The following is a 15698-nucleotide window of genomic DNA, read 5'->3' on the forward strand; positions in this document are numbered from 1 at the left end:
ACAACCTGTATTGTATCCTCCGATGAGAGAAAACTAAACGTCAATCTTTGATAAACCAATAACTTTCCTGCTCTCTTGCTGTTTCTATAACCAAATCATGTGAATAAAATTTAACAGTTATTTGTCCAAGTTTACCTGTTGTAAATTGTTTGGAGCCAGCCTCTTTATAGCGCGTTACTACAGAAGGCTTTGGAAATTCCCACTGACCTTTGTAAGCACTTGAATGAATAACAAATTGAGGTTTTACCGCATTAATAAATTCACTGCTCGATGATGTATCGCTCCCATGGTGTGGGCTCAACATTACAGTACTTTGCAAGTGATTTTTTGAAGCAACTAGTAGAGCCTCTCGAGATTTAGATATATCACCCGTAAGTAATACACTGTGGTTATGATTAAATACCCTAACTACACATGAATCATCATTTTCGTTATTAAACTTACTACTGCTAAAAGTTTGTACTGTTAACCCTCGAAAATTTATACTTTTTTCATCACATGCATCACTTATACTTTTAGAGTGAAACTGCATAAGCGTTGTTTTATATCCTGCATCTATAAAATGCTTTAACCCGCCAGCATGGTCATTATCTTCGTGACTCAAAATGGCAGTGTCCACGTTTAATTTATTAGCTTTTATATAAGGTAATAAAATACTCCTTGTACGACTGTATCGATTAAAATAGCTGGGTCCAAAATCATAAACGAATGCGTGTTTATCTTTTTCAATTAAAACCATTAACCCGTGGCCTACATCAAAAACATGTAATTGCCACAAAGGCTTATTTTTTACAAAATAATTAAACGTAATTGCAGCAATAGGTAATAGAGCCAACCACTTATAAGGTAATAAATACAATAGCAGCATTGTAGCGTACGAAAATACAACAAAAGTTAAACTCACTTGCCCAGTACTAAGCCATCTAAGTACTTCAGGTATCTGATTAAGTAGATTAAATAAATGATGTACCCCATGGTCAAAAAATTGAATTATTAAGCTTATATCTATAAAACTACTTAAGAGAGTAAACACGATTAATAAGGGTAAAATAACTATTGAAAGCACTGGAATTGCCACTAAATTGATAACCAAACCCGCTATGCTCACTCCATTAAAAAAATATAAAGATAGTGGCAGTAACCCACAAAACAAGCCAAATTGAATGACAATTAAAGCCAGTACTTTACTTTTTAAACGCGTATTTGTTATTGATAATTTGCTGATAACAATAAAAATAATAGCGACGGCTAAAAAAGAAAAATAGAGTCCAGGATTCAATAAATAAAATGGGTTTATTGCAAGAACAATCACAAGCGCGAATAAAACACTTCGCCATCGAAGAGGCTGTTTGGCGATAAAGTACAGTAATAAATAACACGCTAACATAACTAACGCACGTGTCGCTGACACTAAAAAGTTGCTTAAATAAACATATATAAAAGCGGCTAAAAAGCCTGAAAGACTGTAATAAATAGATAAATTTTTTGATTGATCAAATAACAGGTTTATTTTTATAAACACAAAGCGCGTAAATATATAAGCCAAGCCAAAAATCAAACTTATATGCAATCCAGATATAGCTAATAAATGACTTAGCCCAAGTGATTGCATAAGTTGTTTGTCTTCAAAACTCATTAAAGACTTATCTCCACTAAGAAGAGCATAATAAAGCCACAGCAACTTTGTATGCTTATAGGTGTTTTTTAAAAAATTTTGATAGCTTAAAATTAAGCTTTTATTATTGTTATGTTTTATTTCTAACTTTTTATTAAGAACTTTACCTTTAAATAAAATTCTATTTATAAATGCATAGCGCTCACTATCAAATACATAAAAGTTCTTATTACTTCTAAAATACTTCAAATTTAGTGAAGCAGAAAACTCATCACCTACGTATAAAACATCTTGTGTATTTACACTCAGCAAAGCTTTTGGAGCTCTAAAACGCGAGAATGTATTTGTCTCTAAAGATAAGATTTTAACTTTTATATATTGAGGTGCTTTAGAAGAAATTATCTCTTCAATTTTGACAGTAGAACTAAGCGCATACTTTTCATCCTGTTTTGGTATTTCAAAGCTATAAAAAGCATAAAAATTGATACCTACACAGCAAATTGCGCAAATAAAGCCTAACAATACGTTTGAAAACGGCTTAAAATAAGCGCTTACAATAACAATGGAAATTGTGAATATTGTGAATTCGAGAGTTTGGTAATAAAATACGGTTGTTACACAACCAATTACAAACCCAAGACATATCCACACAGATGTAAATGGTTGCTTTAAATGGCTAAAAAAACGATCCAAAGATTTTTACCTGATCCAAATACAATTAGGCATCATAAAATGCTAAAAATATTTGGACGCCTATTGCAAGATGCAAATCTTTGGCATTTAAATAGACGCTCCGCACGAGGCGCGTTTGCAGTCGGGTTATTTTTTGCCTTCATCCCTGTCCCTTTTCAAATGGTTTTAGCCGCAGCTGGCGCTATATTATTTAGAGTTAATATGCCTATTTCTGTTGCTTTAGTGTGGCTAACCAACCCTTTGACTATGCCGCCTATTTTTTATGGTTCGTATTTAGTGGGTACTTTAATTCTAAACCAACCTGAGCAACACTTCGTATTTGAAGCGAGTTGGGAGTGGTTTTTACAAAGTATTGAAACTATTGGCCCGGCATTCTTATTAGGCTCTTTAGTATGTGCTTCCATAGCTTCTATCATCGCGTATTTTGGTATTGATATAATTTGGCGCCGCTCTGTTAAAAAGGCATGGCTCGCTCGTAAAAATAATTAATATTTATTATAGACGAAAAAAAACCAACTTTATTAAGTTGGTTTTTTTGTAACTAATATTTTAGTGCTTAGAATCGAAATACACGTCTTAAGCCAACTAATGGTAATAGTAATAATGTATACCAAGGGAAACTTGCAGAGCTACGCTCGTACTCTTCAGCCTCAGGTGCAGCGCAATTTTCTACTTCACCATTAGCAATAGGCGTAAGTTTTACCGCGATTGCAACACTTTCGTATTCAATTTCACCGTTAACATCGGTTTCAATACCACCTAAAGTATCGCGTTTTTCAACCGTTTTAGTCGCTGTACCAAAAATTTCATTATTTTCATTAATTGATGTTGCTTCTACCATAGTGTAACCGTAGTCAGTTTCACCATCAGTATCATAACAAGGCAATAAATCATTTAAATTAGTGATGGTATCTTCACCAATTTTGTAAATAAAGGCTTCTTTTCGGCGTGTATTATCAGAAACACCTACTTCACCTTCACCAACAATATAACCTTGGTTGTTTATATCATTACCGTATGAGCTTGAACTTGAGAAATAATCTGTTGGAAACACAGTATTACCCGTTTCAATATCATGATAGAAAAATTTACTTCTTCTTGTACCCTCAATAAATTTAACTGCGTTACCAGTTATAACGTCGTTATCGTTGATGGCAACTGCACTACCAGAAATCCAATCATCTTCCTGATCTATAAAATCAGTTACTGCCCCATCTTTAAAATATACAGGCATAGTAATAATTGTATCGTCATCTTTGTAATAACGTGTATTTGAAGAACCTACAATTACACCATTTTCATTTATTGCTAAAGCAGTACTTGTAAATGCATCGTCTTCAGTTTCATCTTCATCAGGAGCAAGCGCTAAGCCTAGCTCTTCAAATGAAGTGATATTTAAAGACTCATCAAGCTCCCACTTAACTGCGCGTTTATTAAATAAACCTCGAGAAATATTAGAGTTTAATAAGTTAATACAAACGGATGTTGGCTCATCTTCATTATCACAGTTATCTTCGATATCTTCTTCTCTTTCAAGTGGAATATCGATAGATGCATTACCTACAACTGTGTAGCCACTGTTCGTTTTAATAATATCATTTGCGCGACTCGTACCGCCATATTCATTAAATTCTGGCTCTAGAGGTACTTGTACGCCACTTGAACTTATCACGACACCACGTTCAATAAACTCATGGGTGAACCATGTTTCAGCATCGTCTTCGTCATCAGGTGTAAAAGATACTTTGTCATAAGGCGCACTGCCCCAACCAACCATTACACCATCTTCACTAACTGCATTAAAAATATTTGTTGTTGAGCGTGTTAGGCCGTCATAATCGACAGATGCTATATCAAATAACGGTTGCTCTGTTACTTGCTCATCTGAAAATACAACCCCAATTAAAGAGCTTAGTTTTTGGTATTCAAAGTTAGTTGAAATACCTAAAGAAGAACTCGATAAAAAGCTAACCATAAAGCTATGGGCATCTGGGTTTGTACTTACAGCATCATTATTATCAATATCATCAAGTGTAAATGTAATTTCTTTATCACTTAGTTCGTATGCCGCTTCTTCGCTGTCGTATGCACTTTCAACTACACTTTCACCGAAGTCTATGTAGCTGGTATCGATTGGTAAGTTATATAAGCCGTTTGCAAAGCCTATAATATGCCCGCTTTCGCTTACATCTGATACGTAAGAATATTTAGCGTCTTCAAGAGTCCCTAATTCACTTAACTGGTAAGTAGCACTTGTTGCAGATGTGCTTAATGTCGCTAAAATACTGGCAGCGAGTAATTTATATTTCATTTTAGTCCTTACTACTGATTCTTTAATTCTTCAAGTTCTTCCCAGCGCTCAAAGGCAGCTTCAAGGTCAGACTCAAGTTGTGCTAAATGGTTCAATGCTTTAGTGGTAACGTCACTGTCTTGTTTAAAAAAGTCAGGGTCACTCACAATTATTTGCTGAGCTTCTACTTCAGCCTCAAGTTGTTCCATTTTATTTGGTAGTTGCTCTAATTCAAGTTTTAATTTGTAAGAGAGTTTATTGCTTTTACTTTCTGCTTTAGCTACAGGTTCAGGCGCTGTTTTTTCAATTTTTTTTACAGGCTGCTGTTGTGCTGTTTTAGCTTGTTCAGCAAGATAATTAACATAGGCTTCATAATCACTGTAACCACCAACGATATCCGTTACTTTACCGTTACCTTCAAATGCCCAAACACTTGAACATGTATTATCAATAAACTCGCGGTCATGGCTAACGATTAAGACCGTACCTTGATATTGATTAATAATATCTTCAAGTAATTCTAGCGTTTCAATATCTAAATCATTGGTTGGTTCATCGAGTACCAAAATATTAGATGGCTTTAAGAAAAGTTTTGCCAGTAGCAATCTGTTTTTTTCGCCACCAGAGAGCGCTTTAACAGGCGTGCGAGCTCGAGCTGGCGGGAATAAAAAGTCCTGTAAGTAACCAAGTACATGACGAGAACGCCCGCCCATCATTACTTCTTGCTTACCTTCTGCCACATTATCTTGAACAGTCGCTTCTTCATCTAATTTTTGTCTGTATTGGTCAAAATAAGCAAACTCTAGATTTACACCTTGCTTAATTACACCGCTATCGGCTTCTAAATCCCCAAACAAAAGCTTTAAGAGTGTTGTTTTACCTATACCATTTGGACCCACTAAACCTATACGATCACCACGCATAACCAAAGTAGAAAAATCATCAGCAATTACTTTGTCTTTAAATGCATGATTCAAATGTTTGGCTTCAAAAACTAACTTACCTGAGCGATCAGCTGTTTCAATATTAAAATCTGTTTTACCAACTTGATCTACACGTTGTTTACGCTCGTTTCTAAGTTGCTTAAGTTCACGTACACGTCCTTCGTTACGTGTTCTTCTTGCTTTAACACCTTGACGGATCCAGGCTTCTTCTTCGGCAAGTCGCTTATCAAACAACGCATTTTGACTCTCTTCAACTTTCAAATCATGGGCTTTTTGTTCAAGGTACGTAGCGTAATCACCAGGGTAAGATATAAGTTTCCCGCGATCCAAGTCCAAAATACGAGTGGCAACAGCACGAATAAACGCACGGTCATGCGATATAAATACAATGCCGCCCTTAAACTCTTTTAAAAATTGCTCAAGCCACATTACACTTGCCATATCTAAATGGTTCGTTGGCTCATCAAGTAATAATAAATCAGGCTCACTTACAAGTGCGCGAGCAAGTGCAACTTTACGCAACCACCCACCCGATAAAGACTCAAGCTTTGCTTCAGGTGTTAATTCTAATTGCGTTAATACTAATTGAATACGGCTATCAAAACGCCATCCATCAGCCGCCTCTAACTGATTTGATAAACGTTCAAGTTTATTGAGTAATTTATCTGTACATTCAGTTTGTAGTTGCGTGCTAACATGATGAAAATCAATGAGCAAATTAGCAATCTCAGGCATACCTTGGGCTACGTAATCAAATACTGTACCACTGGCGCCTTTTGGTGGATCTTGCTCTAGGCGAGATATTTTTAATCCACCTAATTGGTTAATTTCACCATCATCAAGAATAACTTGGCCATCGAGTATTTTTAAAAGTGTTGATTTACCAGCACCATTACGGCCAACAATACACACTCGCTCACCGCTTTCAATTACAGCATCCGCATTATTAAGTAACGCATGAGTGCCAAAGGCAAGTTGTGCTTTTAAAATTCTAATTAAATCCATAGTTCTTATTTGCTCTTAATCTGCTTGCGTCATAAATTCACGTGCACTGTGTGCACTAAAAGGCCAATATAGTTGCAGGCCTTGTTCACTTTTTAATACAGGAATACGTGTTTGATACTTGTTAATAAGCTGCTCATCAGTAATTATATCAACCAATTCTAATGAGCTTGAGGTATCAAGCAAATTAGTAACTAGTTGCTCAGCTTGCTCGCACAAGTGGCATCCATCTGTATGATACAAAACCCATTTAGCCATGCGTAATTAACCAGCTATTGTGAATTTTTTTGTTGCGCTTAAAATCTGGCGATAATGTATTTTCAGAAATATTAACTGCTTTTAAACCTAAACCAATTAAGCCTACTTCATCCATAACAAACCCACGCTTGTTATTAGAAAAAATTAAGGTACCTGAAGGGCTTAAAATCTTTTTAACCCAAGTTAGTAACTTAATATGATCACTTTGCACATCGAATGCATCTTTCATACGTTTAGAATTAGAGAACGTAGGCGGATCTAAAAATATTAAATCGTATTGTGCTGTTGCGTGCTCAAGCCATTTTAAGCAATCGGCTTGCTCAAAACGATAACGTGTATTACTTATATTATTTAAATCAAAGTTATCTTGGCCCCACTTTAAGTAGGTTTTAGATAAATCAACTGTAGTAATAGCCTTTGCGCCGCCAAGCGCTGCATGCACTGATGCGCTTCCTGTGTACGCAAATAAATTTAAAAAGCGTTTATCTTTAGCATTTTCTTGAATATAACGACGTACTAAACGGTGATCTAAAAACAGGCCTGTATCTAAATAATCAAACAAATTAACTTTGAATTTTGCGCCAAATTCTTCAACTACCATTGTACGATTTTGCTTTGCCATAGGTGTATATTGCTCTTCACCCTTTTGCTTTTTACGTACTTTTACAGCAATGTTTTCTGGTGAAATTTTTAACTGCTGTGCTGTTAAGCTAATCACATCTTGAAGACGTTTATCTGATGTTTTTTCATCGATTTCTTTTGGTGCTGCATACTCAAAAATAACAGCCGAATCGCCATATACATCTACGGCTACGTTGTATTCTGGAATATCAGCATCATATACACGATACGCTTGAACCTCATTTTGCTTCAGCCAGTTTTTTAACCCTTGCTTGTTCTTTTTCAAACGATTAGCAAACGACATAGAGCCTTCAAAGTTAAGTGCTGGCTTATCTTCCGTCGTTAAACTAACTTGCTTATCATCTAATTGATACAAATTAAGCTCAACATCAAGCGGTCCATTTTTAAACTTATAACGTTTAAGCCTAACTAGTTTTAACAGTTTAAATAAGCTCTCATCCATGCCCAGTAAAGCAAGTTTCCAGTGGTTAAAGTGCTTTTTAAAACCAACACCCATACTACGGTGTAAATTTACGAGTTCGGCCATAGAGCCAATCCGTTCGCCATAAGGTAAGTTTGAAATAACGACCCCAGGTAATTTAGCAACGGGTGTTAATTTAGTCGCATCGCTTTGTTTAAATTTAATAACAGTATCAAGCTCAGCGCGCTCAGCATTTGCTATGGCTTTATCGAGTACCTGCGAATCGTAATCGTGACCAATTAACCATAATTTAGGATCGGTAATTTGCGCTAATAGCTCTTCACGAAGTTGTTTAAATTTAGCAGCTCTAAAGCTTGGCAAACGCTCAAAAGCAAACCCTTCTCTAAATAAACCTGGGGCTTCATTGCGTGCCATGCCCGCAGCTTCTATTAAAATAGTGCCTGCACCACAACATGGGTCAAATAAAGGTTGATTTACATTATCAAGCCAACCACTTCGTTTAATAAGTGCAGCGGCTAAATGTTCTTTAATTGGCGCTTTACCTTGACCTTGACGGTAACCACGCTCAGATAAACGCGGGCCAGAATAGTCAATATACATTGAAACGCCATGGCGATTAAGACGCGCAACAACGCGCACGTTTGCATCTTGTTTATCTACATTTGGGCGCTGCTCATATAAATCATTGAAATAATCTACAATGGCGTCTTTAATCACTAGTCCTGAAAACTGAGTGTTTTTAAGTGAGTCATTTGTACCATTAAAATCAACGGCAAATGTTTGTGTAGGACCAAACCACTCTTGCCATGGTTGTAAGCGAGCAAACTTGTATAGGCTATCTTTGTCGTTAACGCCTTCTTTTTCTTCGATAAGCATAAGCACACGCGTAGCAAAACGGCTTGATAAACACACCTTTTGCGCCAGTAATGAGTCAGCCTCAAAACGAACAGAACCCACATTTTGCTTAGAGACAACTGCGCCAAGCTCTGTTAGTTCATCAACCAATAAATTTTCGATTCCGATAGAAGTAAGTGCGATAAATTGCAAAGTAATAACCCTTAATAGCTAATTGCGCAGGATTATAACATAGGTTGGGGAACAAACGCGCCATAAACACACGTATAAACGTTAAAATTGGTTATGCTGTTTGGCTTTGATATTGCTGGTTTAAAAGTGGGTGAACGCGATTATTAAGAACACGGATCACTTCAAACTGCTCAAGTGATAAATTATCATCAAGTTTAAAGTTTTCGTTCAAATTAATGCAAATAGAAGCATCAGGGCAATGCTCTACAATTAAGAATTCACCAATTTGGGCTTTAGAGGCAAGCTTAATGATTGCTTCAACACTTGGCTCATTACCGGTATATTCTTGAAAAAACCAACTTTTAGCAAGTACAGGTTTTAAGTGAAATTTTACAGCTGTTGCATTTAACGCTATTTGGCATATTTGAGCAGGCTTATATAAATTAAAACCGTCTAAGTAATTATAAACTTGTTCGTAAAATGCAGCATCTTCAAGGCTAAAGCGAGGATTACTAAATACGCAGTCGGTAAGTTGTCTTAATTTATAAGGTGTGCGTAATTGCATATCATCGTCTAAATCGAGTAATAAACGATTTTGTTTAGGACAAGCAATCCACTGCCATTGCTTTGATGCTTGTAACATGTGCTCCTCCTTGGATAACGTAGTAGATAAATAATGCAATAAGCTTAAAGTATAACCGCTTTTGACCATTTTATAAATGCCTGCTTAGAACATTTATTGAACGATCAAAAGCTTAGATAACTGATCCTTATAAGCCGTTAACGATCGACTTGACCAATTGTGGACCTTTGTAGATGAACCCAGTATAAACCTGAACCAAATTTGCACCGGCATTTAACTTTTCTTTTGCTGATTGGGCATCATCAATACCCCCTACCCCAATTATTGGTAAGTTACCTTTGGTTAAGCGTTTTAATTCGCTAACTACATGCGTAGAGCGCTCTCTCACAGGCAATCCAGATAATCCACCCGCTTCATCAGCGTATTGTAGCCCCATTACTGCACTGCGTTCTAACGTGGTATTAGTTGCAATTACACCATCAATTTTATTACTTAATAATGATTCGCTTACTTGTGCTATTTGGATCTCATCAAGATCTGGCGCAATTTTTACAAGCATTGGCACTTGTTTATTGTGCTTTGCAATTAAATCAAGCTGCTCATTTTTTAAACTTTGCAATAAGTCATCCAGTGCTGCGCCGTATTGTAAGTCACGAAGTCCTGGTGTATTTGGTGATGAAATATTTACGGTAATATAAGAAGCATGTTCGAAAACCCTACGCATACAATGAATATAATCATCTTTACCTTGCTCATTAGGCGTATCTTTATTTTTACCAATATTAATGCCTAAAATGCCTGTATACTTAGCAGCTTTAACATTATTAACTAAATTATCCACGCCTTTATTATTAAAACCCATGCGGTTAATAATCGCATTTGACTGAGGAAGTCTAAATATACGTGGCTTATCGTTGCCAGCTTGTGGACGAGGTGTAACCGTACCCACTTCTACAAAGCCAAACCCCATTTGGCTAAAAGCATCAATACATTCAGCGTTTTTATCAAGGCCAGCTGCAAGTCCAACAGGGTTTTTAAACTCTAGTCCTAAAAAATTTACCGGTTTATCTGCAATACTTTGAGACCAAGCTGCATTAAGCGGTGTATTAGAAAAACGGCGAAGATTATTAAGTGCAAACTCATGCGCCCACTCCGCATCACGGGTAAACATAAAACGGCGAGCTAAATCATAAAACATCAACATAATCCTCTTTAAATTGCAGACAAAAAAATACCTCAGACAAGGCTGAGGTATTATATAGCAATTTTAAAAATTAACTGATTATTTACTAAATAAATAACCGTTAAAAATTAGATTATTTGCATGGAGTATCACAGTTATGGCTTAACAGCATCAATTCACGCAGTGCTACTGAGAACTTAGCAAAGTCATGGCTTTGCGATGTTTTAAACTCAGCAAGCATTTGCTTCCAGCGCTGAAGCAATAAATCTTGGCTGTCCATCCATTGATCAATTTGTTTATCAACATCGTTGTCATCGCCTTCAAAGCTATTAAGAACAACTTCTGACAATGTACGTTGCTGCCAATCAAGTTCTTCACGATATGAAGAACGAGCCAGAGCTTGCCAGTGATTAGCAACAGGCTGATGCGTTATTTGATCTAAGAACCAATGCAGGCCCATACGCGCACCTAGTTTAAAGTAGGTGTTTGATACCATAGAAATATTTTTACTTGAGCTATTAGCTATTTCTGCTAAATCCATTACAGAGAATAAACTAGATAAAGACACAATACGCTTAGCGATATCTTTAGGTACACCGCTTTGAACTAGCTTATCTGACTCAACAACTATACGTTCATTCTCTTTTTCGACCATGTAAGAATTTAAGTTTTCACTCAAGTCTTTAAATACTGGTGCAAAGTATTCGATTGATTGTTCAATAGTGAGTGCTTTATTACGATGACGTAAGAACCAACGTGTTGCGCGACGTACCGTACGACGTAGTTGATAAAGCATTTCTGTTTGAACTGATGCTGGAATTTTATTATCAAGCGCACTGATAGAAGACCAAGTATCGCGCATTTCAAATATTTCACTGGCAATTGAATAACACAATGCTATTTCAGCTTCGTTAGCGCCTGTTTCTTCATGCATACGTACCATGAAGTTTAAGCCCATGTCATTAACGATATTATTAGCAAGTTTAGTCGCTATAATTTCTTTACGCAGTGGATGATTATTCATCGCATCGTTAAATTTCTCACGTAGAGGACGTGGGAACGATTTAACAAGTAATTGGCGGTAATAAGGGTTTTCAGTAATTTCTTCTGTTACTAATGACTCTTTTAATACCATTTTTGCGTAAGATACAAGTACAGAGAGCTCAGGGCGAGTTAAGTCTTTACCCGCTGCTGCACGTTCTGCTAATTCTTCATCGCTTGGAATAAACTCTATAGCGCGGTTTAACTTGCCTTCTTTTTCAAGAGCATGAATAAAGCGAATTTTTTCTTTAAGGGTGGAAGCCCCTTTAGACTGCGTGATAGAAATTGTATGCGTTTGACGGTAACAATCTTTAAGTACTAATTCAGACACTTCATCAGTCATCGAATAAAGCAGCTCATCACGCTGTTTACGCGTTAAATCACCTTCAGCTACTAAACCATTTAATAAAATCTTGATGTTAACTTCGTTATCTGAACACGCTACACCACCAACGTTATCAATAAAGTCTGTATTTACACGTCCGCCTTTAGCAGCAAACTCAATACGACCTAATTGAGTGGCGCCTAAGTTACCACCTTCACCAATTATTTTAGCGCCTAACTCTTTACCGTTGATACGTAGTGCATCGTTTGCACGGTCCCCTACATCAGCATCGGTTTCTTTAGAGTGTTTAATGTATGTTCCAATTCCGCCATTCCATAATAAATCAAAGTTCATCATTAATGAGGCTTTCATTAGCTCATTAGGCGTCATGCTTGCTTTTTTAGTGCCCAACATTTTTTTCATTTCTGGGCTAAGCGTAATTGATTTAGCAGCACGAGAGAAAACACCACCACCAGCAGAAATTAATTCTTTATTGTAATCTTCCCACGATGAACGCGGTAAATTAAATAAACGCTCACGTTCTGGGTAAGACGTAGCTGCATCAGGATTCGGATCAATAAATATGTGCATGTGGTTAAATGCTACTTGTAAACGAATATGCTTAGATAACAACATACCATTACCAAATACATCCCCTGCCATGTCACCAATTGCCACTACAGTAAAATCGGTAGTTTGACAGTCAATATCCATTTCACGGAAATGACGTTTAACAGACTCCCACGCGCCTTTGGCGGTAATACCCATTTTCTTATGGTCGTAACCTACAGAGCCGCCTGATGCAAATGCATCACCTAACCAGAAGTTATATTCATTGGCTATGCCATTTGCGATATCAGAGAACGTAGCGGTTCCTTTATCGGCTGCAACAACTAAATAAGCATCGTCTTCATCGTGGCGAACAACATCTCTAGCAGGCACAATTTCGCCGCGCTCAATGTTATCAGTTATATCTAAAAGCCCACGAATGAATATTTTATAACACTCTTGGCCTTCTTTAATAAACGCCTCGCGTTCACTTGGTAGCTGTTTACATACAAAACCACCTTTAGAGCCTACAGGTACAATTACTGTATTTTTAACTTGTTGCGCTTTAACTAAGCCTAGTACTTCAGTACGGAAATCTTCACGACGGTCTGACCAACGAAGTCCACCACGAGCAACTTTACCATAGCGTAAATGCACACCTTCAACGCGCGGAGAATATACAAAAATCTCAAACGCAGGAAGTGGAAGTGGTACATCTGGAATTAGGCTTGGCTGTATTTTAAACGACACATACGATTTAAACTGGCCTGCATCATCTTTTTGGAAATAGTTAGTACGTAACGTAGCAACAATCATATCTACGTATAAACGTATAATACGGTCATCATCAAGGTTTGCTACGTTTTCAAGCTCTAGGTATATTTGAGAACTTAATTTTTCGAGAGTTTTAGCACTCGCAGGGCTTTTAACTGAGAACTTTTTAGCAAATAAATTTACAATTTGCGCTGCAATATTAGGGTAATTTGCAAACGTACTTTCAATGTAGCTTTGCGAGAAAGTAACACCGATTTGGCGCATGTACTTAGCGTAAGCGCGTAAAATGGAGGCTTCACGACCTGTTAAGCCGCCCATTAACACCAAACGGTTAAAGCCGTCATTCTCTAAGCGGTTTCCCCAAACGTTAGTTAACGCAGCACGAAAACGTGCTGAAATTTTATCAAAGTCAGCCATCCCTTTGCTATCGATTAGCATCGAGAAGTCCATGATCCAATTAATACGCCCATCGCTTGTTTTAACTGAATACGGCGTTTCGCCAACAACGCGTAAGCCAAAGTTTTCAAGCATTGGCATAACATCAGATAAATGAATTGGCTCATCTTTATGAAATAAGCTCAAACGTACAATATTGCTGTTAGCTTCTTCTTGTGGACGGTAAAACAGCATTTCTAACTTGTTTTCGTCACTAAGTAATTCTAACTTTTCAATATCTACAACCGCAGCACTTGGCAATACTTCATCTTTATATGAGCGTGCAAATGCATTGCAGTATTTACGGTTTAAATCGTTACCGCGTGCTTCGCCTGCAGATTCTAATAGTGCAGATTGTAGTTTGTCTTCCCACGTTCGCGCAGCTTCTACTAAATTGTTTTCGATGTCTTTCACGTTATATTCGATATTGTTGTCGGTCACACGAACGGTGTAATGAGTACGCGCAAGTGTTGACTCAGAGAAATAAGTAGTAAATTCGACTTTATCGTCAGAATTAAATGCATTAGCTAAAATATCTTGGGTTTCACGACGCAGAGCGGTGTTATAACGCTCACGCGGAACGTAAACCATACAAGATAAGAAACGGCCATATGCATCTTTACGTACAAATAAGCGACACATGTCACGCTCTTGTACTTGTAAAACGCCCATAGCAACTTCTAAAAGTTCGCTTTCGCGTGCTTGAACTAGTTCGTCCCGTGGGTAGGTTTCTAAAATATTTAATACCGCTTTATAAGCATGAGTGCCTTTAGCAAAGTCACACATATCCATAATACGATTAATTTTACTTTTTAATACAGGTACATCAGCTGCACTGTTATTGTAAAAACTTGAAGAGAACAAACCAATAAAGCGGTCTTCGCCAATAACATTCCCTTCATCGTCAAAACGTTTAATACCTACGTAGTCGATGTAAGCCGGGCGATGCACGCGAGAAACGGAGTTAGTTTTTGTTAGAATAAGTAAATTGCTACTACGAGCTTCTTGACGAGCGACTTCAGGTAACTCTGATAATAAACGTGAATGCTCTTCTGTAGAGTTTTTCATCAAGCCTAGGCTTGTGTCCATTTTACCTTTTAATTGGTAATCACCTTGAACTGGGCATAATTCATATTCACGGTAGCCCATTAGCGTAAAGTTATCTTTAGCTAACCAGTCTAAAAACTCTGTTGTTTCTGATATTTCGTGTTTGCTTTTTTTGTGATGACGTTTAGGTAACTCTTTAATTACCGAAACTAACTTTTTACGAATTGGCTGCCAATCATCTACAGCAATAGAGACATCAACTAATACAGACTCAAGTTCTTTTTTGAAAGACTCAATCACAGATGTATCTGTTTGACGGTCAATTTCAATGAAGAAAACAGTTTTGGTTGATGTTGATTCTTGTTCTGCTTTTAAATTTGATAAGCCAGAGATTTTTGCATCACTATCGCGTTGAATTTTTAATGGGCAGTGAAGTAATAAGTGAGAGGCAATATTTTCGCGCGTCATGGCCATACGCACTGAGTCTACTAAAAATGGCATGTCTTTCGTAATTATCTCTACGATAGTGTGTGACGACTGCCAGCCGTCTTTTGCCACTTCAGGATTAAAAACGCGAATAAAAGCGTCATCAGTGGTATTTTTTTCTAGCGAATTCCAAAGGCTTAGTGCTGCGCCATAAAGGTCACTATCGTTGCGGTGTGCCAAATCCTCTTTAGACATATTGCTGTACAAGGCTTTGGCGAATTTTTCAACGAGTAACACATTATCAGCGTGAACTTTTTTCTGGATAAGCTTACAGACATTATCTAAGATAACCGAGGCTTGGCCTTCATTTCGTGTCATTGTATGTTCCTTAATCTATTGCTGCTAAAAAGCAGAATATTTGTACAGCGATTTATTAGTGTGGAG

At 37.1% G+C, this 15698-nt stretch carries 9 protein-coding genes; 1 reads left to right on the forward strand and 8 read right to left on the reverse strand.

The window, feature by feature from the left end; translation table 11 throughout:
- Window positions 1–40: 40 nt before the first annotated feature.
- Entirely contained in the window at window positions 41–2308 is a 2268-nt protein-coding gene (locus ALFOR1_RS08895) for a DNA internalization-related competence protein ComEC/Rec2 (protein WP_104642738.1), read from the reverse strand.
- Between ALFOR1_RS08895 and ALFOR1_RS08900 the strand changes: the two genes are divergently transcribed.
- On the forward strand, window positions 2288–2797 hold the full coding sequence (locus ALFOR1_RS08900; protein WP_058550145.1) for a DUF2062 domain-containing protein: 510 nt from the start codon (window positions 2288–2290) through the stop codon (window positions 2795–2797). The genes ALFOR1_RS08895 and ALFOR1_RS08900 overlap by 21 nt on opposite strands.
- Window positions 2798–2864: 67 nt before the next feature.
- On the opposite strand, the gene ALFOR1_RS08905 is transcribed toward ALFOR1_RS08900, so the two are convergent.
- The 7 genes from ALFOR1_RS08905 to ALFOR1_RS08935 all read right to left on the reverse strand — a co-directional run bounded on the left by ALFOR1_RS08905 (window position 2865) and on the right by ALFOR1_RS08935 (window position 15632).
- A complete protein-coding gene (locus ALFOR1_RS08905; protein WP_104642739.1) occupies window positions 2865–4619 on the reverse strand; it encodes a DUF3466 family protein in 1755 nt (584 codons plus the stop codon).
- Between the two features lie 11 nt (window positions 4620–4630).
- Complete coding sequence (gene uup, locus ALFOR1_RS08910; RefSeq protein WP_058550147.1) at window positions 4631–6547, reverse strand: ATP-binding cassette ATPase Uup; 1917 nt, start codon at window positions 6545–6547, stop codon at window positions 4631–4633.
- Window positions 6548–6562: 15 nt separating this feature from the next.
- Entirely contained in the window at window positions 6563–6802 is a 240-nt protein-coding gene (locus tag ALFOR1_RS08915) for a glutaredoxin family protein (protein ID WP_058550148.1), read from the reverse strand.
- Window positions 6795–8912 carry a bifunctional 23S rRNA (guanine(2069)-N(7))-methyltransferase RlmK/23S rRNA (guanine(2445)-N(2))-methyltransferase RlmL gene (gene rlmKL, locus ALFOR1_RS08920; protein WP_104642740.1) on the reverse strand — a complete coding sequence of 706 codons (2118 nt, stop codon included), beginning with the start codon at window positions 8910–8912 and terminating at the stop codon, window positions 6795–6797. Before rlmKL ends, ALFOR1_RS08915 begins: the two co-directional genes overlap by 8 nt.
- Window positions 8913–9003: 91 nt before the next feature.
- Entirely contained in the window at window positions 9004–9534 is a 531-nt protein-coding gene (locus ALFOR1_RS08925) for a cell division protein ZapC domain-containing protein (protein ID WP_058550150.1), read from the reverse strand.
- Window positions 9535–9661: 127 nt separating this feature from the next.
- Window positions 9662–10672 (reverse strand): quinone-dependent dihydroorotate dehydrogenase, encoded by a 1011-nt coding sequence (gene pyrD, locus ALFOR1_RS08930; protein ID WP_104642741.1) that lies wholly within the window; start codon window positions 10670–10672, stop codon window positions 9662–9664.
- 118 nt (window positions 10673–10790) lie between these two features.
- On the reverse strand, window positions 10791–15632 hold the full coding sequence (locus tag ALFOR1_RS08935) for an NAD-glutamate dehydrogenase (RefSeq protein WP_104642742.1): 4842 nt from the start codon (window positions 15630–15632) through the stop codon (window positions 10791–10793).
- Window positions 15633–15698: the final 66 nt, after the last annotated feature.

Origin of the sequence: Pseudoalteromonas carrageenovora IAM 12662, from assembly GCF_900239935.1 — a bacterium.
GTDB lineage: Bacteria > Pseudomonadota > Gammaproteobacteria > Enterobacterales > Alteromonadaceae > Pseudoalteromonas > Pseudoalteromonas carrageenovora.